This window comes from Rummeliibacillus pycnus (assembly GCF_044359855.1).
Classification (GTDB): Bacteria; Bacillota; Bacilli; order Bacillales_A; family Planococcaceae; genus Rummeliibacillus; species Rummeliibacillus pycnus_A.
Map to the genome: position 1 here is coordinate 4,236,453 of NZ_CP132291.1, position 24,648 is coordinate 4,261,100.

A 24,648-nucleotide genomic window follows, 5' to 3' on the forward strand; every position below is an offset into this window, starting at 1 on the left:
AAGTCTGGTTTTTCTCGTCTTCATATCAACGTGATTAAGCAATCGTTGATTCTGAATCGTTTGAGCTTTCTTCAATCGTTACTTTTTTCATGCGTTGTTTTTTCGATTTTCTAAAGTAAAGTAGTTCATATACACATGGAATCACGATCAGCGTAAGTAGGGTAGCCATCGCTAATCCACCGATCACCACAACTGCAAGACTTTGTGAGACTAAACTTCCTGCCTCGGATTTTTTCAATAATAGTGGAAGCATAGCACAGATTGTTGCTACTGCGGTCATGAAGATAGGTCGCATTCTTGTAGCTGTTGCTTCGATTAGTGCGTCGCGAATAATCATCGTGCGTTCGTTTTGTTTGACGCGGTCTAATAATACAATGGCGTTTGTAACAACGATACCGATCAGCATTAATGCACCTAAAAGGGCCGTAATATCCACTGATATGCGGCTGATGAGGATACCTAAAATAGCCCCAATAGCAGCAAGTGGAAGAGAGCACAATATAGCAATTGGTGTTTTAATCGACTTGAATGTAATAACCATAATCAAGAAGACAATGCCAATTGATACAAGCATAATAAGGAATAAATCGGCAAAATCACTCGCTTGATCGCTACTTGCTCCACCGACTAGTACCTTGATATTATCAGGTACATCGATTCCTTTTTTATCTTTTTTATCACCAAAAATCACTGTATTAACATCTTGTGAGATTTCAGACAGTTTTGCAGGATCAACAGTTGCTGTAACTCGAAGGTATGTTTTCCCGTCTTTATGGAATTGGTTAGTTGATCGTTCTTCACTTTGTAAAGATGCAATGGATGATACTGGTACAGGGCCTGAATTGGTTTGTACTTTTATATTTTTTAAATCCTTAGGTGTTTTTGTGTCTATGAGTGGTTCTAGGAATACTGTTTTTTGTGTGTCTTTTAAATTAATTGTGCCAATTGGTGTTTTATTTAACATAACACCTAACTGCTGTGCAATTTGTTCTGTGTTTCCTTTTGAAGGATTAACAGTAAAGGAATACACGGTTTTCTTTTCTTCCTGATTGGTCGTTACTTTCTCTACACCTTTGACATCTTTTACTTTTTCTTTAATATTGTTTGCTACACTTTCGAGTTCACCTACATTATCACCAACTACATCAATGGTAATATTTGTACTCGCTCCGCCAGACATAAAGGAGGATGCACTAACTTCTAAAGTGGCATCTTGATATTGACCTTTTTCCTTTTCTAACGCTTTAACTACCTGATCTGTGTCCTTTTTATCGTCCAAAAGAATACTATAGGATGCTTCTGTTGAAGAGCCAACTACGCCGTATTGCGCATTTTCAGCAGAAGAGCCAATCTGTGTAAACACTTGTTTAACGTTCTTCGTTTTTTGAATAGTTGATTCAAGTTCAAATGACTTTTCCTTTACTTTTTCAAAAGGTGTATCAGTCGGGTAAGTGAGCGTTGCTGTAACAAAATCTGCAGAAGAGTTGTCAACTGCACCTTTTGGAATCATAAAGTAAGCGCCGATTGATCCGATAAAACAGAACACGGAAATCGAGAAGATAATCCATTTATGGTTTAAGGACCAATTTACGATTTTAGGGAAACGAACAGCTGGTTTATGTTCCGGAAGCTTTGTATTTTTTAATAATCCAGCACTCATTAACGGTACTACAGTTAACGCAACGAGCAATGAAGCAAGTAAGGAATAGGTAACTGTTAACGCGAATGGCAAAAGGAATTCTTGTAGGCCTCCACTTAACAGGCTCATAGGTAAGAATACAGCCACAGTTGTTAAGGTTGAAGCAGTAATTGCAACGCCTACTTGCTTCGTTGCATCAATTACCATACTGATAGAGAATTTCTCTGTTTGCATTTTACGGAAAATATTTTCAATGACGACAATACTATCATCAACTAGACGTCCAACGGCAACAGCAACACCACCGAGCGTTAGAATATTTAATGTTACTCCAGATCTTGATAGAAGGAATAGGGTGAAACAAAGTGATAAAGGAATCGATACAATCGTGATCATAGTAGTTCGGATATTTCGTAAGAAGAGCATTATGACAATAGTAGCAAATAGAGCCCCTATGAGCACCTCTTTAATCATCGTATGAACAGAGTTTTGTACCATATCAGCTGAAGAAACATAGATGACAGAGTCCTGCTGTTCATATTCTTTATTGATTTCTTTTGTTACTTTTTCAACTTCTTTACTAATCGCTACAGCATTCGATTGACTGTCCTTCGTGATGCTAATGTTTAAACTGTCTTTTCCATTAAAACGGCTGATGAAATTAGCATCCGTAGTTTCTTTAATCGTTGCGATATCGCTAAGTTTAACGCCTGGTGCTACAGTTAAATCTTGCAATTTTTTTATGCTTGTGACATCACCGATGACTTTGATATTACTTGCTTTACCATCAATATTTTTTTCACCAACAGCTACAGCGGTGTTTTGACCCTGAAGAATACCCATAACTGATTGAAGTGAGACTTGGTTTTTAGCCAATTTTTTATCATCTAAATGAACTGAAACGATAGAATCAGTAATCCCGTAAACATCTACACTAGAAACCCCTTTGATTTCTTGATAACGAGATTGAAGCTCTTTACGTGCAAATTCCTTGTTTTTATCCGTCAACCCATCTTTAAAGGTAACGGCAATATTGACAATTGGAATCATCGAGGTGTTCAGCTGTGAAATGATTGGCTTTGAGATATTGGTAGGTAAAGTGACTTTACTCATTGCCTCTACTACATCTTGTTTAGCCTGTTTCATATCATAGCCTGATTCGAAGTTCAGATCTATTTTAGAAAATCCATCTCCAGTCGTTGAATAGACGGATTTTTTTCCTTTTAACCCTTTAACGGCCTGTTCAATGGGATCAGTGACTTCAGATTCCATTGTTTTGGAGTCCGTTCCTTGGCCCATCGAAATAATGGTAACTTGCGGATTATCCGCAGAGGGTAAAAACTCCATAGGCAGTCTATAATAGCTAACAACACCGATGATTAATATGAGAACGGTCAAAAAAGCGACAGCGGGCTTGTTACCAAAAGCCCATTTGGTAATAATCGACAAAGTAAATCTCCTCCTAAAAACAAATTAAACACGAAATAAAATATACGTAGAGTACATAGTGAAATATCACACTTTTTAGAAAATAAAAATTTTAGTGATATCCATAAAACAATTTTCCCCTTTCTTTTAATTTTCAATCCCTTTTATTGTAATAAATATGAAAATAACCCATATCAGTCTTGGTACTTATTTTTTCTAAGACCAGAGACTTAGATGTTCTAGGGAAAGAAATGAATATAAGAAAACATCGAAAGATCATACCCAAAAAATATCTCCATATAATGGCGCAAAACATACTAAAGATTGATGAGTGAATTATTTGTGTTAAAAAATGGATTTAATGGATAAAGACGTTCAATTTCCCTTTATATTCAGTTTAATTCTAACGGAAATTAGGTATTTGTCCACTGTAATTGTGAAAAATTACAATACTTTGAAATAAAATGAGGAAAAAGTCAATAAATTTTACATTTTAGATTCGTACTGATTTGAGGAGAAGGAAATGTATAGTGGGGTGTAGGATTTTAGGATATTTTGGAGGGAACTCAGATATCTTATTAACTCAATAATTTAATATGTAAGTATAAATAAAAGGGGCACTAGTAAAAAGACATTCTCTTTTGAATCACAAAATACAAAAAAGCATTTTAATTAAAAAGAAAAAGCATGACTATCCTCATAAGAAATAGTTAATGCTTTTTTCTATTTTTCGATTTTGTTAAGTTTAATGAACGCAACTCATAGCTTTTAAGCAAAAGCCCCCGTTATTGCCTATACCACCTGATATTTTAATGCTTTATTAACTGATTCAATTGCATGTATTTCTGTTGTATCAAATAAAGGAACTTCTGAATCCTCTTGTTTGACTAATAATCCAATTTCCGTACACCCTAATATGATACCTTCAGCACCATTTGTAACTAAGTTTTTGATAACTTCCTTGTAATAATCCCTTGATGATTGCTTGATGTTACCTAAACATAACTCTTCATATATAACCTTGTTAATCATTTCTCTTTCGATATCATTTGGAACTAAAACTCTAATTCCGTTAGATTCTATTCTGGATTTATAAAAATCTTGCTCCATAGTGTACTTAGTACCTAATAATCCCACAGTTGTAATATTTGATTTTTTTATTTGATTGGCAGTTGCATCAGCTATGTGTAAAACAGGAATTGAAATTTTTGCTTCTATATAATCTATTACTTTATGCATCGTATTTGTACAAATTACTATAAATTCTGCACCTGCATTTTCTAAAGATGTTGCAACTTCTCCTAATGATTTACCTGCACTTTCCCAATCACCTTCCGCTTGATAGCGTTCAATCTCGGTAAAATCAACGCTATATAAAAGACATTTTGCAGAATGTAATCCACCCAATCTGTTTTTAACCTCTTCATTTATGATTCGATAATATTCAACCGAAGACTCCCAACTCATTCCACCAATTAGTCCTATAGTTTTCATAAAGTTCCCCCATATCTGTATTGTAATATATACCTAATTATACAATATTTTTTAATGTTCAAACTTTTTATTGTGCTAAAATTGCCGCTAGTTAAATAAGCACGCAGGAAAGAGAGCAATCCGTAGCGGGCATCAGTTGATCATCCATTTTTAATAAAAAAAACTGGATAATCAACAGGCATGACACAAAATATTTTATTTTCATGTATGAAAATTCGCATAATTTATGTATGTATTTATGGGTTTTTAGTAGGTATTTGATAAAAATAAATGATTACAACGGCATGTGTCATTGCCACATATTAGAATGTGTGTTATATTTTTTAAGTGAAATATATAGGCTTATTGTAATGTTGATACATATAAAATCGTGGGTCCAAAGTTGTTTTAGTGTGAAAACTTGCTCGTTACTCAAGATGTACTGATTCAATATTACTCTAGCAAGAAAAAAGTAGAAGGAGATGTAAGGGGTCGCTATGCGTTTTTATAAAAAGCTCTCATTAAAGTATAAGTTATTATTAACAGTCTCTATTATTGTAATTGCACTTTTCGCAGTAATTACAACTCAAAGTATTACGCAATTACAAAGCCAGATGGAAAAAAACCTTAAACAAGAATTAAAAAGTGTCGGCTTATTGACTTCCATGAACCTAAGCCCGAAAGAGATATCGGAAATACTAACAGTAAATGGAGAGAATGATCCGAAATTTATAGACTTGCAAAGTAAATTAGACAACATAAAAGAAAAACAAGGAATTATGTATTGGAGTTACATATGGAAAATGGAACCGGATGGGGTTACCACACTTGGTTATACCAAAAATTTAAATGATGTATATAATGCAGGGGAATTATTTACTGATCTTGCCCCAGCTCATGTAAAAGCTGCAAAACTTGCTATAGAGAATGATCGACCTGAAGTAACAGATATTTTCAAGGATCCATACGGTTCATGGAGAACTGTCTTTGCGCCACTAAAAGATGAAAGCGGAAAGACAGTTGCAGTATTAGGGATAGATTATTCAGCCGATTATATTAATACGATTATTACTAAAAGTATTACGAAACAGATAATTACGGCAGTTTTAGGTCTTTTGATTTTACTAGGCATCCTATATGTTACAATCACGCGCCTACTCAAACCACTCAATAAAGCAGTGGTCGTTGCAAATCAAGTGGCAAGTGGTGATTTAAAAGATGTAGAGCTTAAGACTTCAAATGATGAGGTAGGAAAGCTTTCCCAATCGATTAAAACAATGGTTTCAAATTTACAACATATCATATCGAATATTAAAAACACATCAAACAACGTGGCTTCATCAGCCAGCCAACTGACTGCGAATGCAAATGAAACGTATAGTAATGCTTCACAAGTTTCTAAAGAAATGGAACATATCGCCCAAAATGCTGAAACTTCATTGGTAATGACTGAAGAAACAGCACTTGCAATGGGAGAATCAGCCGAAAGTATACAAAAAATTGCCGAGTCAGCATATACCGCTTCAGAGTCATCTCAGCTCACTACTAATGCGGCGAAACAAGGTAATGAAGTCATTCGACAAATTATTGATCAAATGAATTTAATCAGAGAATCTGTTAGTCAGATGGATGTTACGATTCGAGGACTAAATGATAACTCAAGTAAAATTAGTGGAATTGTAAACTTTATCACCGATATAGCAGAGCAAACCAATCTATTAGCTCTCAACGCAGCCATTGAAGCAGCAAGAGCTGGTGAGCAGGGGAAAGGGTTTGCTGTAGTTGCTGGTGAAGTTAAGAAATTAGCCGAACAATCTTCACATTTTGCTTCAGAAATATACAAGATTATTAATGAAATTCAATCAGAATCAGATGCATCCATAATTGTCATGGAAAAAGGAAAAGAAAATGTAAAAGTCGGAATAGATTTTACAACGCAAGCAGGTTCTATTTTCAAAGATATATTGAACTCTACGGAAGAAGTAGCGGGACAAATTCAAGAAATCTCAGCAGCATCACAACAAATATCTGCGGCATCTGAAGAAGTTGCAGCATCGCTTAATAATATGAAAACATCTGCACAACAATCCGCAGAATTTTCACTAAGTGTTTCAAATTCAACAGAAAATCAATTATTAGCAATGCAGGAAGTAAAAGATGCTTCTGCAGCTTTAGGCCATACAGCAGAGGAATTGCAAGCACTTATTACGAAATTTGAATTAGAGGATGGAAAATAATGGACTTAAAACTTGCAGGAAAAAATGTGCTTATTACAGGTTCAAGTATGGGGATAGGTAAAGCAATCGCATTAGCATTTGCAAAAGAAGGTGCTAATGTTTTGATCAATTATGTAGGAGACGATCAAATTGCAGAGACTGTTCGTATACAAGCTGAAGAATATGGTGTAGAAGCGTTAAAATTCAACGCAGATGTATCAGATTCACAACAAGTAACTGAAATGTTTCAGTACATGGACCGTCAGCTAGGTGAAATTGATATTCTTGTTAACAATGCAGGAATTGCACAAAATGCGCCCATTACAGAAATGACTGATGAACAGTGGGACAAAATGATAAAGGTTCATCTCTATGGAAACTTTTATAATTGCCGAGAAGCAGCGATAAGAATGAAGAAAAGAAAAAAAGGTAAAATCGTTAACATTTCTTCTGACTTAGGAAGCTTAGGCTGTGAAGAATATGCGCATTATTCAGCTGCAAAAGGTGGTATTAATGCATTTACTAAATCATTGGCTAGAGAATTGGCACCGTATATTAACGTTAACGCTGTAGCACCAGGTGCGACACATACAGATATTTTGTTAGCCTTCGGTGACAATTATATCGAGGAAGAGTCAGCAAAATACCCATTAAAACGATTAGCCCAACCAGAAGAAATCGCTAAAAGTGTCTTGTTTTTAGCATCAGAAAATGCTGATTTTTATACAGGACAAATTTTGGGTGCTAATGGTGGCGGAGTTATGAATGGATAATGTTTAGTTAGGGAGTAATCGAATTGTTGAATATAGTTGTTTTTTCTTTGTACTTGATTTTTATATATTATATTGGTTTCAAGGGGTATCAACGTGTCAAGACAGCTGAGGACTTAATAGTGGCGGGCTGGAGTATGCCATTGTCTGTTGTAACGGGGAGTTTGATTGCCGCATTATTAGCGGCTCCATTCTTCTTTGCAGCAGTTGGTTCAGGCTATACAAGTGGTGGATTTGAGGGATCTGCTACAATGGGTGGTCTAGGTACATGTATGATATTAGGCGCATTAATATGGACTAAGCCTCTTAGAAGATTAAGAGGTTGGACATTAGCAGATTACTATGGCTTACGATATGGTAGCAAAAAATTAGGTGCCTATACAGGAATTGTGATGGCAATCGCATTTGGTGTTTTCAATGCGGGCGCACTAACTGTTGGGGGAACCTATATTATCCAAACCCTTCTACAAATCGATTTTTTACCAGCTGCTTTATTGTTTGTATCTTTAACAGCGTTATATTCCGTTATAGGTGGTTTATGGGCTGTTGCATATACTGAAGTGGTTCAAGGTACACTTGCGATTGCTGGGATTCTAGGTATCACAATATTTATCATGTTCTATTATCCTGATATTACTTTTAACCCTGACTGGTGGAATATAAGTGAATTATTTAATAAGGGTGGAGCAGAATTTTGGACGCTCTATTTAGTCTTAGCACTTGGTGATATTCCGGCTGTGGATTTAGGACAAAGGGTCGCTGCTGCAAAAAGTCCGCGTGTAGCACAGAAGAGTATGATAATTGCAGGTATAGTCATTATAGCGATCAGTTGGATGCCGGGTATGTTAGGAGAAGCTTTTAAAACAATTTACCCAAATAGTTCTAATCCTGAAACACTGATGTTAGCCTTTGCACAAGGTTATTTCCCTCCGTTGTTATCAGCGATATTCTTAACAGCGATGGCTGCCATGGGGATGTCAACTGTTGCAGCTTGTTACGTTGCTACATCAGGGATCGTGACGAAAAACATTTATCTCGATTTTATAAATAAGAATCCGGATTCAAAAAAGTTATTATTATTCTCAAGAATAATGATACTAGTCAGTGCTGTATTAGGTTTCATATTGGCTGTCAGTGCACAAAAAGTAATCGATTTAGCCTATTTGGCGTGGGATATTATATTTGTTACGATATTCTGGCCAATTGTCCTAGGTCCATTCTGGAAACGAGTAAGTACACCAGCTGTTTGGGCTAGTATCTCTGTAGGACTTGTCTATTATATTATTACATCTCTTACACATGTTCCTGGACCGAAAATTGAATCGGATGGCTTTATCGGATTGTTAAGTGAGCTGTGGTTAATACCTGGTTTCTCAGGAGTTGTTATTTCTGGAATTACAATCGTCGTTGTAAGCCTCATCATCCCGCCTTCACAACACGTTCTCGACATGCATGAAATCGAGAAAGATAAATCATTAGATGAAGTAGGCAGCAAAGTAGAAATAAAATCAACTGAAAACCAAATAGATAAGTTGCAAAAGAATGTGAAAATAAATTAAGAATCATGTTAGATCGACCAAAAACACTCGAAAATAAAATCGAGTGTTTTTTTTGGTGCTCAGCATGAGCGTAGTCTATAGAGTACAAGTCCCGAGCCACGAAGACAGAAGCAGTGGTTAGCCAAACACAAACATACTAACATTAGTAGAAGTGAAGGAAGGTAGTAGACACCCTGGGACCATTTTGAGTTCGTATCGCAAACCACACCCTTATGAGAATCAGTTTAGTATGTTGGATCCTAAGAGATCGTACAAGAGCAGGTTTCGATAAGGTTTTTGTGAAGACTTCTATGAATTAGTTAAGAGATGGGAATTTATATGAAACATGTCATTGCATTTGATGTAAGCATGAAAAAGCTCTATGGTGTATAAAAAACCCACAATTTTTTGGGGGAATAGACTCATATTTGACAGACAACCATTGTAAATAGAGTGATGCTCATTGTACAGTAGAGAAGTGGTAATTTTTTGAAAGGAAATGATTAAGTGAAGAAAAGCAAGACATTCATAATAATATCCATTGGTATCGTTCTTATAACTACTTTAAGTATTTTTCGTTCCCTTCATTTATTCGATTCGAATACATTTCTAGCAAAAAATGGTGTTCTTTCTTTGCAGAAATGGGATTCGACGAAGGAAAGTATTGTCGAGCTTAATGGAGAGTGGGATTTTTATCCGAATGAATTAATCGTTCCTAGTCCGAATAAGGATGTATTTGAAAATTATCGAAGTATACATAAATTAATTCATGTGCCTGAAGATTGGAATAATTATATTTCAAAAGATACTACTCCTTACGGTGTTGGCACCTACCGATTACTTATTCATGTTCCAAAGAATGATCATTATGGGATAAAGCTAAATACGATTCGTGACGCAAGTAAAGTGTATATAAACGGTGTCGAACTTGGATCAGCAGGTGTTCCTTCTGAAAAAAAGCAAGACTATCGATTTGATTTCAAAAAGTATGTCTTATTAGAGAATAGTAGTGATCGAACATTGGATATCGTTATTCAAGTGGCGAACCAAGAATATGCTAGAGGTGGGATTGTCAACTCAATAGAATTTGGTAAGGCTGATCAAATACTAGCCCAAAAAGAAAGGGAAAGATTTATTCAAGCATTACTCATTGCAGGATACCTTCTTTTTTCCTTGATTTATTTAGCTGTACATTTTCAAAATAAAAAAAGAAATCGATATGAAGTGTATTTTAGTCTGTATTGTTTATCGGAAGGCGTGTATGTCTCTACTGTAAACGAAAGATGGATTTACTTATTGTTTCCAGAAATCACCCCAACTGTACAAGTAGAAATACAGATGTTTGTTCATAGTTTATCCATTATATTTTTCCTTTTGTTTATCTATCATTTTTTTAACTCGTTTGCTAATAAAAAAGTCGTTACTCTATTAAGTACGATGATGGCTCTTCAAGCATTTTCGTTACTAGTGTTTTGCACAATTCATGATATATTCCAATATATTCCTTTTCAATCCGTTCAAATAGTAGTATCACTTACTACTAGTGTTAGTTATATCTATATATTTACTATTTTAGTCAAAGCTTCTTTACAAAAAACGGATGAATCTAAATATGTTCTAATTAGTGTAATTTCTTTTTTAGCTTATGTTTTCCTACTTGCAATGCAATTATTATATGAAATAGAAATTGAAAGTTCATCGCTCGTATTATTTTTAATCATGGCGATGAGTTTATCCTTATTGATGAACTACCGTTCTCAATTGGCCTTTCATAAAGTAGAAGAACTATCTGAAGAACTTCTCGTATATGACAAACTAAAGGATGAGTTTTTAGCAAAGACCTCGCATGAGCTGAGTACACCTCTCCATGTAATTCTTAACCTTTCACAATCACTAATGGAAGGTACGGAGGGACCATTAAAAAAGCAGCAACAAGAAAGTGTTATATTAATACACAATGTTGGAAGAAGGTTAGCAAGTTTAGTAAACGATTTGTTATTTATAGCGAAAATTAAAAAAGGAGAAATTTCTATTGTTCCGCGACCAATAAGCATTTATATAGTGGAAGATGTACTTGCTGAGATGGCGTATTTAATTCCATCAACGCAACCCGTCAAATTAGTAAACAATATTCCAAGGAATTTGCCACTTGTCTATACAGATGAACAAAAACTCAAACAAGTCTTTTTTAATCTGATACACAATGCTATTAAATTTACTAAGAAAGGAACAATAACTATTTCTGCGAAAGTAAGAGATGAACAAATGATTGTATCAGTAGAGGATACTGGTCGGGGGATAACAAAAGAGCATTATGACTTCATATTTTCTACCTTTTATCAAGAAGAGAGTAGTAAGTCTGGAAACGCAAAGGGACTCGGTTTAGGACTAAGTATTACGAAACAAATAGTAGAGGAAACAGGTGGGCGTATTTGGGTTGCTTCTGAAGTCGGAAAAGGTTCTTGTTTCACATTTACTATTCCAATAGCAAATGAACTTCAGTTGCTCGAACCTACGGAAACAGAAAGTAATAAAAAGTCAGAGCCAATTATTTCTTCGCCTATAAGAGAACAAGAAAAGCAGGTATTATCAAAAAAAATTTCTGGCACAAAGCCTTATACCATATTAGTTGTAGATGATGAGCCTGCAAACTTAAAAGTCCTCATTAATATGATCCAATCATTGGAATATAGCGTGATAGCAGTTGGTAGTGGGGAAGAAGCATTGGAAATTGTAAAAACAGAAAAGGTTGATTTAATGATTTTAGATTTAATGATGCCTAATATGACAGGATATGAGGTTTGTAAAACAGTTCGAAAGGAATACGACTTAGTAGAGTTGCCAGTTATTATTTTAACAGCAGCTAGTCAAATATACGATTTAGTTCTTTCATTCCAGCTGGGAGCAAATGATTACTTGCAAAAACCAGTTAATATGGAGGAATTAAAAGTTCGAATAGAGTCCTTACTATCAATCAAAAAATCCGCACTAGATGCAGTTAATAATGAATTGAGTCGCTTTTCTTCTCAAATAACGCCACATTTCTTGTATAACACATTGAATACCATTATTGGACTAAGTTATAAAGATCAAGAGAAAACACGTGAAGCGTTAGATTATTTGGCTACATACTTCCGAGCAAAATTAGATGTCCGCAAACAACGTTCACTCGTTTCTTTAGTAGATGAAGTAGAACTAGTACAAGCTTATTTAGCAATCGAACAAATGCGTTTTGGGGAACGGTTAAATATTGTGTATAATATCGACGAAGCAATTGAAACCTATATTCCCACAATGACAATTCAACCTTTAGTGGAAAATGCTGTTCAACATGGCATTTCTAAAAATCCAGATGGCGGAACACTGCGGCTAATAATCGAACGGGAACAGAAGAACGTAAAAATCATTATTCAGGATAATGGTGTTGGCATTCCTCAAGAAAAACAACAGGAACTATTAAGTGGTAAAAATGAAAGACTAGGTTTTACCAATCCATTTAATAAACTATCTCTTATAAAAGGAGCTAGTTTTCGACTTGATAGTGAAGAAGGAAAAGGTACAGAGATTACCATCCGAATACCTGAGATAAAAGACAAAGAGAGTACAATTTATTGATGATAAAAGTCTAAAATTAGATGCATCATGGAAAGAGATTTATCCCGCATTAACGGGCAGTAATACCCCAACCTCAAGATTGAGAGAGAAGCAAAGAGGATAGGTGGGGGATAACTGCCCGTAAAAGCCCGATTGGTTCAACTAACCATCAGTGGGGGATGAAGAAAACCCCACTGATGGAAGTTTCACTTTATATTCGGTTGATGATGCGATTCTGAAAAAATGATTTAAGGATCGTACTAGATGATAGACCAAAAACACTCGAAAAAAAATCGAGTGTTTTTTTTCGTACAAAAAATTTTCATCAAACCTGTCCTCTTTTCAAAACATCTGTCTATTTAAGAGGTGAGGAGGAGATTACATGATATTTAACGATTTACCCGTTCTCACAACAAAGAACCTAGCAGAAAGACTGGGCGTAGGACCTAGAAGTTTGATCAGGGGTTTTGATCGTCAGCGCAACAAATTTATGGATGGTAAGCATTTTTTTGTAGTGACAGGGGATGAGCTTGTAAAAGTGAAAAGGGAACTGAAGGATTCCAAACACGCATGCATTCTCTATTTATGGACGGAGGAGGGGGCATTTTTATTGGCCAAATTCCTGCGGGATGTCAGCTCATGGGAGTCCTATTTGCAAAATGTATTTACCTACTATGAAGAAAATAGGCAGCATCAAGATCAAGGAACATAGTAATAGTTTGCAATGGAAACGGAAATTCTACTCGCAGTGGCAGATGCTGCTGCGAGAACTTAACTGGAGGGATTTGTAATGAAACTAATCATAAATCAAACACCACTTCTGGTCATACCAGATCTAGCAGTCATGTTAGGAATAAATGAAGCCATGATACTTCAACAGCTGCATTATCGTTTGAATGGTTCACCACTTAAAGACGACGGCCACACTTGGTATCAGCATACTTATGAAAGTTGGGTCAAACAATTTCCGTTTTTATCGGTCACCACGATTAAACGGACATTTCTTAAACTTGAAAAAATGAACTATATCATCTCTACGAAGAAGTTTAATTCGACGAAATATGACCAACGAAAGTGGTATCGCATCAATTATGATCTTCTTTATCATGAACTGGAGGTTCAAATTGATTCTTCCAATATTTCAAAAGAAACCGCGTCAACAGATCAGATGAAACTCTTTACAGAGATCGAGATGGCCCCGTATTTAAAAGAAGAAAAGAAGAAGAAAAAAGAGATAACAGCTGCCGTTATCAATTATTTGAATAAAAAAGCAGGGAAAAAATTCAAAGTTACAGCCCAGCACGAAAGAATCATCCAAGCACGAATCATCGAAGGGAATTATCTAGAGGACTTTCAGAAAGTCATTGATCACAAAGTTAAACAATGGAAAAATGACCCGAAAATGAAATACTATTTACGTCCAAGTACCTTATTTCGACCAACCAACTTTGAAAATTACCTCAACGAGCAAGGAACACAGACGAATCAACCAATAAGTCATTACAAACCAATCGAACTCAATCTAAATGCGGGGGAAGAATAAAATGACAAAAAACATTAGTGCTGAACTGCTAGAAAAAAGTATTTTAGGAACCATGCTTGAGGAAAACAATCTCGTAACAGATAGTGGCATTTGGAGAGAAATGTTTCAAATCCAGCGACATGCTGCTATTTTTCAAGAAATGTATAATCTAGCAAACGACAGAAAACCCGTTGATTATATCACTTTACTTCAAGTAATGGACCCTAATGTCTCAGGAGGTGCCACTTACTTAGCAAGCCTGACCAACTTTGCATGTAGCCCCAAATTCGATGCTTATTGTGAAATGCTCATCACTTCTTGGCGTGAAAAGAAAAAGAACGCCATTTTGTTTCAAGCACATACAGACGATTGGTCCATTGAATCCGTACAAAAAGCTTTAGACACTTTACAAACAGATCTTCACACAACTGAAACAAATATTCAACAGGACCTTCTAGAATTGGAACACCTTCCGTTCAAACCGATGCCACCACAACAAGTTGTCCCAACTAACATAGTTGATCTGGAAAAGCTCATTGAGGGATTCAGACCAAGTGAGCTGACAATTATTGCAGGCAGACCTTCCATGGGGAAAACGGATGTCATGAACCATTTTGCACTTCAGGCAGGATGGGCAGGCTATTTACCAATCGTATTTTCACTCGAAATGAGCAAGAAGATACTCATCGAGCGATTAATCTCCGACTGTGGCAAAATTAGCAGATTGAAAATGCGTGACCCTTACAATCTTTTCTCAGAAAAACAACGGAAAGATTGGTTGAATACGTTAAACAAACTATTAAAAGCAATGATCCATATCGACGATCGAGGGGGAATAACCGTCAATCAAATTCGTGCACAAGCAAGAAAAATCATCCACCAAAATCCAGCACGCAAACCGATTATCTTCATCGATTACTTACAAATTATCACCAGTGTAGAAGCTACCACTAACCAAGTATTTTCCATCGGTCAAATCAGCTGGGCACTCAAACAAATGGCAAAAGAACTCAATTGCCCAGTCGTCTGCCTCTCCCAGCTAAACCGCAGCGTCGAAAATCGCGCCAGCAAACGCCCACTCATGAGCGACCTACGCGATTCCGGCAATATCGAACAAGATGCAGACGTCATCATCCTTCTATACCGACAAGACTATTACGAAAAACTAGAAGCAGAAGGCAACATGGACTATAACAAAGTCTCAGAAGTACTCGAACTAATCGTCACCAAAAACCGCAACGGCCCAACAGGTACAGTCCCGGTAAACTATTCCAAATCAACAGGACAAATCCGAGATATTAATAATGAACATGCAAAGTAGGTGATGAGCATTACTTCTGTCAAAGATTTAATGAAAGATGCCATTGAATATGACGAATCCTTTTTAGCTCATTTCATCTACTTTGTGATAGGAAGAGGGAAAATAAATGAAAAAGATCGCAAAGAAAAGCTGATGGAGATTCAGTTAACGGAGCAGGAGAAGGAAGAATTTTTTGAAATGTATGATCGTGATGAACTTGGCATGAAGAGAATCCTGTTATATGCGGTGAAGGTTTCGGATAGAACTCACAGTTATGCATTTTATTTTGCCGAAACTCCTGAGCAAGTTGTTGATTTGCATGAAGTGATTTATAAATGGCGGCCGGAAAGAATACATAATGTGCATCGGCAGTGGTTGTATCGGGAGGTTTATGATGTTGGGACTGGGAAGGTGGAGAGTTTTAAGGAGATGTTGGGTAGGGTGGTGGAAGTGCCTTTGTATTTGGGGGAAGTGGGGGATAGTTATTATTTTTTGGTTAAAGAAAGAAGTAACTAGATTAAGTGAGCGGTCTGAGGTGTCGAGAGTTGGAGCTGTGTCGCCAAGTTAATAAGAGGGAACAGAATATTATGTGTTAAAAATATCCTTCTTTACTATAAACGAGAACGAATGTTCGTTATAATATACTTGTAATAGTTTGGTACTCAAGGGTGGTTGGCACACTCCCAATCAAGGAACGCAGACTAAAAGCACCACATCCTGTGGTAACGTCTGCATGACCCACATCGTGTGGGCCCGGGGGCGATGCCATGTCAGTATTTGAAGCATTAATGTTTGCGGTAACATTCGCAGCTTTAGTTGTAACAATACTCACATTTAACCATAAAAAATAACCCATCCTTGAGTCGGTAGCTCAGATGGGTTAATTCCACTGGATAGCCAATCCCCCTGAGGGAACTAACTATTATAATTAACCGTCAATGGACCAACATCGGCGGTCTATTTATTGTATTTCATGTTAAGTTAATTATACCTAGTGCAGATGTTTTTTTCAACTTAACAGGTGGGCTTATTCTTCTACTAAATAATGATAAATCTCATATTGCACAGGTTGTTCCAGTACCATGTCCATTGTTACAACCGGAATTTCTTTTCCTTGTTTATCTAACATAGATTCTTCCTTTGGTGTGTTTTCAACTATTGCTGTTTCACCCAAGTAATAAAAGTCAAAACCTTCACCATCATCCTTTTTTGTAAAGAGATGAATGGTCGTATTGTTTTCTTTTGCAGCTAAAATTTCTTTAACTTCTTTTGAATTTAGGGTTAAGTTACTGCGAGTAAACCAATGGAATACGTCAGGAGCGATAAATTCATCACCATAGTCAACACTGGACTCAACTTCATCTTTTTTGTGATAAGTAACGAAAATAGGGACTGTGTTATGTTTAACACGATAACCATAAATTGTAGAAGAATCATCGTTAGGCCAATTTAATAATCGGCATGCATCACGACGAGAATATTTTTTATAAAGCGTCAATGGACGTGTGATGTCATATTGTTCAAATTTAATTTTAGCGCAATTAACTATATCCTTAAATAAATCTTTGTAGTATTGGTCTCTTAAACTTTCCTGAATATCTTCATTAAATTGGTATACATTGTTTTGTAATTCGATAATAGGTTTAAAACCATACTTCTTTTGATCATTTTTGGAGTGGAATGATAATGAAAACATGCTTTCAACAGAAAGTAGGGTTTTTTCATCATAATAAGTACCGTATTTTCTTAACATATCAATATACTCAGATTTAGTAATTGTCTCATTTTCTATTAAGGCTTCAATTAGTGCTATTTCATGTATTCTTTTACCATTTACAAATTCACGTGAAATCATAGACAAAACATTTAATTCATATTCAGTTAAAGATGGGAGTTCTTCTTTCATTTTTACAAGGAAAGAATAATAATTATTAGAATAATTGATAATTACTTCTGGATCGAGTGAATTATAATGCACAAAATCGGCCATAGAAGGTGTTTTTCCTATACGGTTTTTTAATTCCGTAAAAGCATCCTTCAATGTTTTTAAAGTCGATAAATTTGTATTATCGATGGCCTCAAAAATACGTTTCTTCGCAATTTCCTCAAAGTTAATAGTAGAAATACCTTGAATATAATCAGTATTAACAGTTTTACGGCGAACATTATCTTTATTCATAGATTGATCGCCAGAAAGGGCAATTGGAATTAAATAATTGTTTTTATAATTACCAATAAAATCGATTATTGTTACATAATCTTTTGAATCATGTTTTCGTAAGCCACGTCCTAATTGTTGAATGAAAATAATACTTGATTGTGTTTGGCGTAGCATAACGATTTGATTTAAGAAGGGAATATCAATACCTTCATTAAAAATATCAACAGTTAATATGTATTCAAGCACACCAGAATTCAATTTAGCAATGGCTTCTTCACGTTCAGTTTGAGAGTGTTCACCGGTTAAAGCACATGTTTTCAAACCACAAGTATTTAGAGCAGCAGATAGTTGATAAGCTTCTTCTTTGGAACTACAAAACATTAGACCTCGAACTTTTTCGCCAGAATAACCATAGTAGTTTATCTTTTCAATAATATGTCGTACACGTTCATGTGAAACGAGATTTTGTAGTTCGGTAACTTCATCAATTATGATGCCATCTTTTTCATAATCTGTTACACCAAAATAATGGAAAGGGCAAAGCATGTCCTCTTCAAGCGCAGCTTGTAGACGAATTTCATAAGCAACGTTGTAATCAAATAACTCAAAAATATTAAAGTTATCTGTCCGCTCAGGTGTAGCTGTCATGCCTAATAAAAATTCAGGTTCGAAATAATTAAAAATCGTTTGATAAGATTTAGCCCCTGCACGATGAACTTCATCGATTAAGATATAATCAAACTCATCTTTTTCAAATTGTTGTAGATAGCGCTCGGATGAAATTGTTTGAATCGTAGCAAATAAATAACGCGCATTTATATCTTTAGAGTTGCCAGATAAAATACCAAAGTCATCTTCATGACCGCCCAATATTTTACGATAATCTGCCATCGCTTTTTTCAAGATTTGTTCTCGGTGAACGATGAAGAGCATTTTTTGGGGCTGGAAATTACGAACATCGAACGCAGATAAAAATGTTTTACCAGTACCTGTTGCAGAAATAATTAGCCCTTTTGTGGCATTAGTTGCTCGTAATTCTTTAAGTTGTTCAAGTGCTTCAGACTGCATTTTATTTGGCTTAATAGATAGACTTTCAGCCAATGCATTAGTTAGATATTCTGTTTTAGCTTCAATTATATTTGCTTGATTTTTAATAAAAGGAACTGCAACATAGTTTTGTTTATAATTAGCAATCCATTCCTCAGTTAATAGAATACCTTCGTTCCACGCATCCTCAAATTGGTTTTTAAAATGATGAATAACTTCGCCTTCTTCAAGAGAAGTTAAAAACACATTCCATTCAAAATTTGCTTTTAAGGCACTGTCTGTTAAATTTGAACTTCCTACGATTAATGAATAATAATTTTCATGTTCGAAAATATAGCCTTTTGAATGGAAACCTTTTACTCCAGTTAACCGGACTTCAACATTTTCAAGCTTTAATAGTTCTTTGAACATTTTAGGTTGATTGAAGTTTAGGAATGTTGATGTTAAAATTCGTCCCTTAATCCCTTTTTTATTTAGATCATAGAGCATTGTTTTTAACGTAGCCAATCCACCTTCAGTGATAAAAGCAACTGAAAAGGTAAAGGTTTTACACGTTTTTAGCTCTTGTAACAAAGTAGATAGAACATTTTCATGTGCTTTATTCGTAAGTAGTTTCGGTTTGAATTGAGCCGCCACCGGTTTATTTTGATTGATAAAGCCCTTATGTAATGAATTTTCAATTTTACTGATCAATTGTTCCATTCAATTCACGCCAATCTTATTTTATATTTGGATTGCTAACTTATTTACTGCCGGAATATCAGCGGGAGCAAAACCCATTTGTGAAAGATTTTGACGATGTACCCATTGTGCATCAGCATGTTCACTAATGGTAGGAACCCCATGTACAATTTTAGCCATGTATGTTTCTAAACGGACAATGAATTTTTCATATTCATATGTTGTATCTTCTACTTTTTGTCCAACTTCAATTTCACAGCTGAATTCTTCTGAAATTTCACGTTTTAATGCCTGTTGAGGTGTTTCTCCAGCTTCGATTTTACCTCCAGGAAATTCCCAGTAATTTGCAAGTGTCATATTAGGGCTTCGTAATGCACAGAAAATCTCATTTTTTTCATTTTCAATAATTGCACCAACGACGTGTACAGATTTTTTCATTTTGTATGGCTCCTTTAATGTAATATGTAATCTCATATTATTTTAAAGTATATAGTAGTAAGATTCATTATTAAAGCTATTACAAATATAAGACTGTTATTTGATGGCAGGATGAATTTCGTGTTTGTTCAGTTTAATTATTTTGTCTGGATCGTTGGATTTTTCAAGTGTCAGGCTTGTATCACATCCATACTAAACCGCAAATTAAAGAATTTTTACAAACATCATTTGTATTTGAAATAACAAACAAATATAACAGATTGCATCATTCAAAATATATAATTTGGTATTCTTCTTGCAGTAGGAACATACAGAATATTACTTAAATGTGAAAAAACTACTCAGTAAAACAATTTTTGCAAGTAAGTCTTCAGCTAAAAAGAATATTTACTTTAAGGTTCCAATAATCAAAAATATCTAATAAATAATAGAACTTATACCTATACAAAAAGAATTTGTCTACATATTTTGATAAGGATCATACCAATATTAAAAGAAAGTAGGTAGTAGAAAATGGAACAGAAAAAGCATAAAAATAATGAGCAAAAAAAGAATGTTTTTGATTATATAGTCATTGGAGCAGGGACCGCAGGAGGGGTAATTGCCAAACAGCTAACTGATGACAATATCACTTCTTTACTTGTACTTGAAGCTGGAACAAACATGAAGAATGAAAGTCCTTCCTTTTTAACAGCAGCAAATAGAGCAAATGATAATACACTTTCATTTAATGTTTTATCGCAAACAGCAGAAAATATCGTCCAACAGATTAGATTAAGGTCGGGAAGAGTAATAGGAGGAAGCTCACAACATAATTTTATGGCTGCAGTTCGAGGAAGCAGAGAACTATATAATGAATGGGCGAGAATTGTCGGAAATAATGAATGGAAATACGACAATATAAGCTCCTTGTTTGAAGCCAATGAAACATACACTGGACAAACACAAAGCCCAAATGATCGAGGAACGAATGGACCGATTTTTATAAGACAGCAAATCATACCGAGCAATGGAATTATTCAGACTTTAGTTGAGGCAACATCTAAAGTTCTAAAGATTCCAATTAAAGAGGATTACAACAATAATGGAATAAGAGATGTTACGTCATTTAAAGCACAATTAATTCAGGAAGAGATAGGAGATGGTGTGTTCATTCGATCGTCGACTGCAACTGGATATTTAAATGAAAATATCGTATCACAAGGAGATGAGACCAATCCAGATGAGTTCGGTATTGGAAGTAGAAAATTGAAAATATACGCAAAATCAACAGTAAATAAAATTCTTTTTAAACATAAAGAAAGTGAAAAGATTGCAGTTGGCGTTGAATATATCAAAGACGGAGTAACACAACGAGCTTATTCTCGAAAAGGGATAATAATCTCAGCAGGTATTTTCTCATCGGTCATTTTACAACGCTCAGGAATCGGTAATCTTGACGATCTGGCTAATATTGGGATACAACCGCTAGTAGAAAGCCCGCAAGTTGGGCACAATTTTCAAACTCAATATTATGTTGGCATGGGAGTAAAAGTAGAAACAAACCGCCTTCTGCAAGTACTGTCTACTGATCCTCAGCCAGTAGTTCTTAGTGCTTTTAATAAGGATGATGGTCCTGGACGTCGTCTTCAATTATTAGGAGTTCCAATTCCAGCCTTTATACCGATTCAAGATGTATTCATTCATAATTGGGAATTTAATCAGAATAAATGTAGGAATGTCATGAGTATTGCTATTGCTGACCTAAACCCTAAAAGCAGAGGTACCATCCTTGCAGCACATAGTGATCCTGAAGCATATCCATCTATTCAATTTAATCCACTAGATAACCTTGATGATTTAAATTATGTAGTGGATCAGTATATTGAAACATTCAAAATTATTATTAAAGCTCGGAAAAAAGACCCGAAAGGAATTTATAAGATTGTATATCCTAAAGAAAAAATATTTCATTTAACCGATGAAAAAGAAAAGAGAAAATTACTTGCTGAATATGCAAAAGCTTCTTACACAAATTTCGATCATTTTGGAGGTCAATGTAAAATGGGAAAGGACATTCAAAATGGAGTTGTTGATGGATTCCTGAATGTTCATGGTACTAAAAATCTTAAAGTTGCCGACCTTTCTGTAGCTCCTATATTACCAGATGGTAATCCATCAAATCCTGCACAGATGATTGCGTTAAATTGCATCAGATTTATTCAAAATAATCTTCATTCCCTTGTAATTGATGATGAAGAGTTTGAAGAATATGAATCCGCAGATTAATAGAAGATAGGATAGATGCTTTTATAAAAGTACATTTTTAGTCTTTACAAAGAATGAAATAGTAAAAATGTAAAAAAATGATTAGAAAAAAAGTAATATAAAGGCCCAGCTACTCTTACGTAAGTAAAAGTAACTGGGTTTTTATAGTTGAAAGTATAATATGACATTAAAATATAATTAAATTACTGGTTAAAGTTTTTACAATAATTCTACTGAAAGTCAGTATAGCCGATTCAACAAATCGAATCAGATTTTCTATTTCATGCATGTCACCTACCAATTTCATGCAAGATATGATGAAAATCTTCAAAATTGTTCAATATCCGCAATTTTCATACTAAAATTAGCAGTATCAACGAGAGAGAAGGATAATTATGTGGATTGTAGCAGCAGTTTTGACGATGTTTTGTTTTGGTATCAATAATCTCATTTTTAAGGCGACATCTGGAAAAGGAATGTCAAAGGTACATATGCAATTTTTCTTTTACCTGATCGCATTTTTGTTAATGATTGGTTACGGAACCATCAAAGGATTTGCACCATTTAATATATTAACGATTGTACTAGGTGCAGTGATTGGTATATTAAATGCAAATGGTAACATTCAAATGTCGAAGGCGTTTGAAAAGGGACCTGCGAGTTTAACATCTCCGATTATTAGCACCTATACGGTAATTCCGATTTTGAGTGCAGCACTTATTTTCCATGAGCATATTACACTCATTCAGTGGATTGGAATTGTGGTCATGCTTGGGTCTGCGGCGGTCATTCAATATGCACCTGGCAGCGCTGGGGAAATTAAATACAAGCCATGGATGTACAGAATTTTACTTTCAATTCTATGCTTTGGCGTTCTTGGTATATTGATGAAAACCTCTTCACAATTACAAATCGATTCGATCAATACGCTAGTTTGTATGTACGGTGGTGGCGCCGTATACTTAATCATCCAAAGCCTAATCACGAGAGAAAAATGGCTTCGTTCTGAAGTGAAATTTGGCTCTGTCATCGGATGCTTTAGTGTCATAGGCTACAGTAGCTACTTTTTCTCACTAGACACAGGTATCGCAAGTATTGTCTTCCCAATCGTGAGTCTAAGTTGTTTAGTCGTCGTACTCGGAAGTGTCTTGCTCTATAAAGAAAAACTAAAAGCTTATCAAGTCATTGGTGTATTAACTGCAATTGGTGGGATTGTGCTTACGAAGATTTGATGTTTATTTTTAAAGGAATGGCTGTATATTATAAGCTACCAACTATGATTTCGTAGTTTTTTTAATATATTATTCTTAACTAGTCTTCCGTTTTTCGGGCATTAATGATACGACTAGCAATGTAATTTACCGCAAAAAGATAATACCAAATTTCACATTATTAAAGTAGAAGTTAATTTTTATGTTGTTGTTCATCTGTTGTTCATATTTCTTTTTTATAATAAGTCTGAGCAATAGGTGTATACATTTTTTTAGAGTATAAAGTATTACTTTTAAGGGAAAAAAACATTTAAATAATGCTATGAATCGGGTGATTGAAATGCTAATCTTTGCTACTATATTTATTTCAGCAGCACTAGTTTTTTATTCAGTAGGAGTATGGTCAGAAAAATTTCAAAAAACATTAAAGTTATGGCATGTGATTATTTTTTGGATAGGCTTAATATGCGATACACTTGGAACTACCATGATGGAAAAAATGGCCACAGAAGGATCTCTATTTAGTTTTCATGGCATAACAGGTTTATTAGCAATCTTATTAATGTTATTTCATGCAATTTGGGCTACTATTGTATTGATAAAAAAAGACTCAAAAATGATGGGGAAATTCCATAAGTTAAGTATATTAGTATGGTTCATTTGGTTGATTCCTTATATATCTGGAATGATATATGGAATGACCAAATAATTTTAATAACAGTAAGGATAGATTTAGATTGCCCTTTTATATGCATTTACTGTTATTGTGTACGTAACATTTTAAAAGTAAGCGTCAAATAGCGCCCACGTGTTTTTTCGTGGGCGCTTTGCTGTATACTTTAATTAGTTTTTTTGATTGTTGTTTTATATTAAATGAAGAAGCGTATTTGACTAAAAATATCAAATAATCTTCTTCATTTCTTTTACGGGGGGAATTTAAATACATTCGGGTTATTATAATATCGTTAAAATAATAAATGCACCGCCACTAAATACTAATAATAACGCCAGAAGTAATATCCATCCACTATAACCATCGAAATCTAAAAGCCCAATGAACGTGATAAAATATACAAAAAGACGTTTAAAAACCGACTTTTCTTTAACCATTTTTAACTCTTCTTTAAATTCTGAATAACCTATAGGAATCAAACATATTCCTAAAACAATGAGTATAATTCCTATAATGATTGGTAACATATTTACATCTTCTTTCTCTTAACTTAAGTAATTTTTCTATTATAGATTATCATACTACAAATATTTCCAAAAACCTTGTTGTGCTGTCATTTTTCTTGATGGAATTTTTGAGGAATTTCAATAAATGCTACAAAGACCGTTCTTTGTTTTCTTATCACTTACTTCTTATAATAACTGGTCGAG

The 24,648-nt window shown here is 34.8% G+C and carries 16 protein-coding genes; 11 read left to right on the forward strand and 5 right to left on the reverse strand.

Going from position 1 to position 24,648, the window contains the following annotated elements; genetic code table 11:
• Positions 1 to 34: 34 nt before the first annotated feature.
• A complete protein-coding gene (locus Q8X41_RS20650) occupies positions 35 to 3,088 on the reverse strand; it encodes an efflux RND transporter permease subunit (protein WP_397538129.1) in 3,054 nt (1,017 codons plus the stop codon).
• A gap of 771 nt (positions 3,089 to 3,859) precedes the next feature.
• Complete coding sequence (locus tag Q8X41_RS20655) at positions 3,860 to 4,561, reverse strand: aspartate/glutamate racemase family protein (RefSeq protein ID WP_397538130.1); 702 nt, start codon at positions 4,559 to 4,561, stop codon at positions 3,860 to 3,862.
• Positions 4,562 to 5,037: 476 nt separating this feature from the next.
• Here Q8X41_RS20655 and Q8X41_RS20660 point away from each other — a divergent pair, with 476 nt between their 5' ends.
• The 8 genes from Q8X41_RS20660 to Q8X41_RS20695 all read left to right on the forward strand — a co-directional run bounded on the left by Q8X41_RS20660 (position 5,038) and on the right by Q8X41_RS20695 (position 15,996).
• Positions 5,038 to 6,777, forward strand: a complete 1,740-nt coding sequence (locus Q8X41_RS20660) for a methyl-accepting chemotaxis protein (protein ID WP_397538131.1) — start codon at positions 5,038 to 5,040, stop codon at positions 6,775 to 6,777.
• Positions 6,777 to 7,529: an SDR family NAD(P)-dependent oxidoreductase gene (locus tag Q8X41_RS20665; RefSeq protein ID WP_397538132.1), complete on the forward strand. Its 753-nt coding sequence runs from the start codon at positions 6,777 to 6,779 to the stop codon at positions 7,527 to 7,529. Before Q8X41_RS20660 ends, Q8X41_RS20665 begins: the two co-directional genes overlap by 1 nt.
• A 23-nt stretch (positions 7,530 to 7,552) precedes the next feature.
• The gene (locus Q8X41_RS20670) at positions 7,553 to 9,085 is read left to right on the forward strand and encodes a sodium:solute symporter (protein ID WP_397538133.1); all 1,533 of its coding nucleotides are present in this window, start codon (positions 7,553 to 7,555) and stop codon (positions 9,083 to 9,085) included.
• Between the two features lie 486 nt (positions 9,086 to 9,571).
• On the forward strand, positions 9,572 to 12,679 hold the full coding sequence (locus tag Q8X41_RS20675; protein WP_397538134.1) for an ATP-binding protein: 3,108 nt from the start codon (positions 9,572 to 9,574) through the stop codon (positions 12,677 to 12,679).
• A 361-nt stretch (positions 12,680 to 13,040) separates the two neighbouring features.
• Entirely contained in the window at positions 13,041 to 13,370 is a 330-nt protein-coding gene (locus Q8X41_RS20680) for an ORF6N domain-containing protein (protein WP_397538135.1), read from the forward strand.
• Between the two features lie 78 nt (positions 13,371 to 13,448).
• Positions 13,449 to 14,201 carry a conserved phage C-terminal domain-containing protein gene (locus Q8X41_RS20685; RefSeq protein ID WP_397538136.1) on the forward strand — a complete coding sequence of 251 codons (753 nt, stop codon included), beginning with the start codon at positions 13,449 to 13,451 and terminating at the stop codon, positions 14,199 to 14,201.
• Between the two features lies 1 nt (position 14,202).
• Complete coding sequence (locus Q8X41_RS20690; protein WP_397538137.1) at positions 14,203 to 15,501, forward strand: replicative DNA helicase; 1,299 nt, start codon at positions 14,203 to 14,205, stop codon at positions 15,499 to 15,501.
• A gap of 3 nt (positions 15,502 to 15,504) precedes the next feature.
• A complete protein-coding gene (locus Q8X41_RS20695; RefSeq protein ID WP_397538138.1) occupies positions 15,505 to 15,996 on the forward strand; it encodes a hypothetical protein in 492 nt (163 codons plus the stop codon).
• A gap of 511 nt (positions 15,997 to 16,507) precedes the next feature.
• Here Q8X41_RS20695 and Q8X41_RS20700 read toward each other — a convergent pair.
• Together Q8X41_RS20700 and mutT are read right to left on the reverse strand one after the other, a co-directional pair.
• Positions 16,508 to 19,390: a DUF3427 domain-containing protein gene (locus tag Q8X41_RS20700; RefSeq protein WP_397538139.1), complete on the reverse strand. Its 2,883-nt coding sequence runs from the start codon at positions 19,388 to 19,390 to the stop codon at positions 16,508 to 16,510.
• A 21-nt stretch (positions 19,391 to 19,411) separates the two neighbouring features.
• On the reverse strand, positions 19,412 to 19,807 hold the full coding sequence (gene mutT, locus Q8X41_RS20705) for an 8-oxo-dGTP diphosphatase MutT (protein ID WP_397538140.1): 396 nt from the start codon (positions 19,805 to 19,807) through the stop codon (positions 19,412 to 19,414).
• Between the two features lie 513 nt (positions 19,808 to 20,320).
• Here mutT and Q8X41_RS20710 point away from each other — a divergent pair.
• The 3 genes from Q8X41_RS20710 (at position 20,321) to Q8X41_RS20720 (ending at position 23,974) form a co-directional block, all read left to right on the forward strand.
• Positions 20,321 to 22,075: a GMC family oxidoreductase gene (locus Q8X41_RS20710; RefSeq protein WP_397538141.1), complete on the forward strand. Its 1,755-nt coding sequence runs from the start codon at positions 20,321 to 20,323 to the stop codon at positions 22,073 to 22,075.
• 374 nt (positions 22,076 to 22,449) lie between these two features.
• Positions 22,450 to 23,286, forward strand: a complete 837-nt coding sequence (locus Q8X41_RS20715) for an EamA family transporter (protein ID WP_397538142.1) — start codon at positions 22,450 to 22,452, stop codon at positions 23,284 to 23,286.
• Positions 23,287 to 23,605: 319 nt separating this feature from the next.
• Positions 23,606 to 23,974 carry an HsmA family protein gene (locus Q8X41_RS20720; protein WP_397538143.1) on the forward strand — a complete coding sequence of 123 codons (369 nt, stop codon included), beginning with the start codon at positions 23,606 to 23,608 and terminating at the stop codon, positions 23,972 to 23,974.
• Between the two features lie 245 nt (positions 23,975 to 24,219).
• Here Q8X41_RS20720 and Q8X41_RS20725 read toward each other — a convergent pair whose 3' ends face one another.
• On the reverse strand, positions 24,220 to 24,465 hold the full coding sequence (locus Q8X41_RS20725; RefSeq protein ID WP_397538144.1) for a hypothetical protein: 246 nt from the start codon (positions 24,463 to 24,465) through the stop codon (positions 24,220 to 24,222).
• Between the last annotated feature and the right edge of the window lie 183 nt (positions 24,466 to 24,648).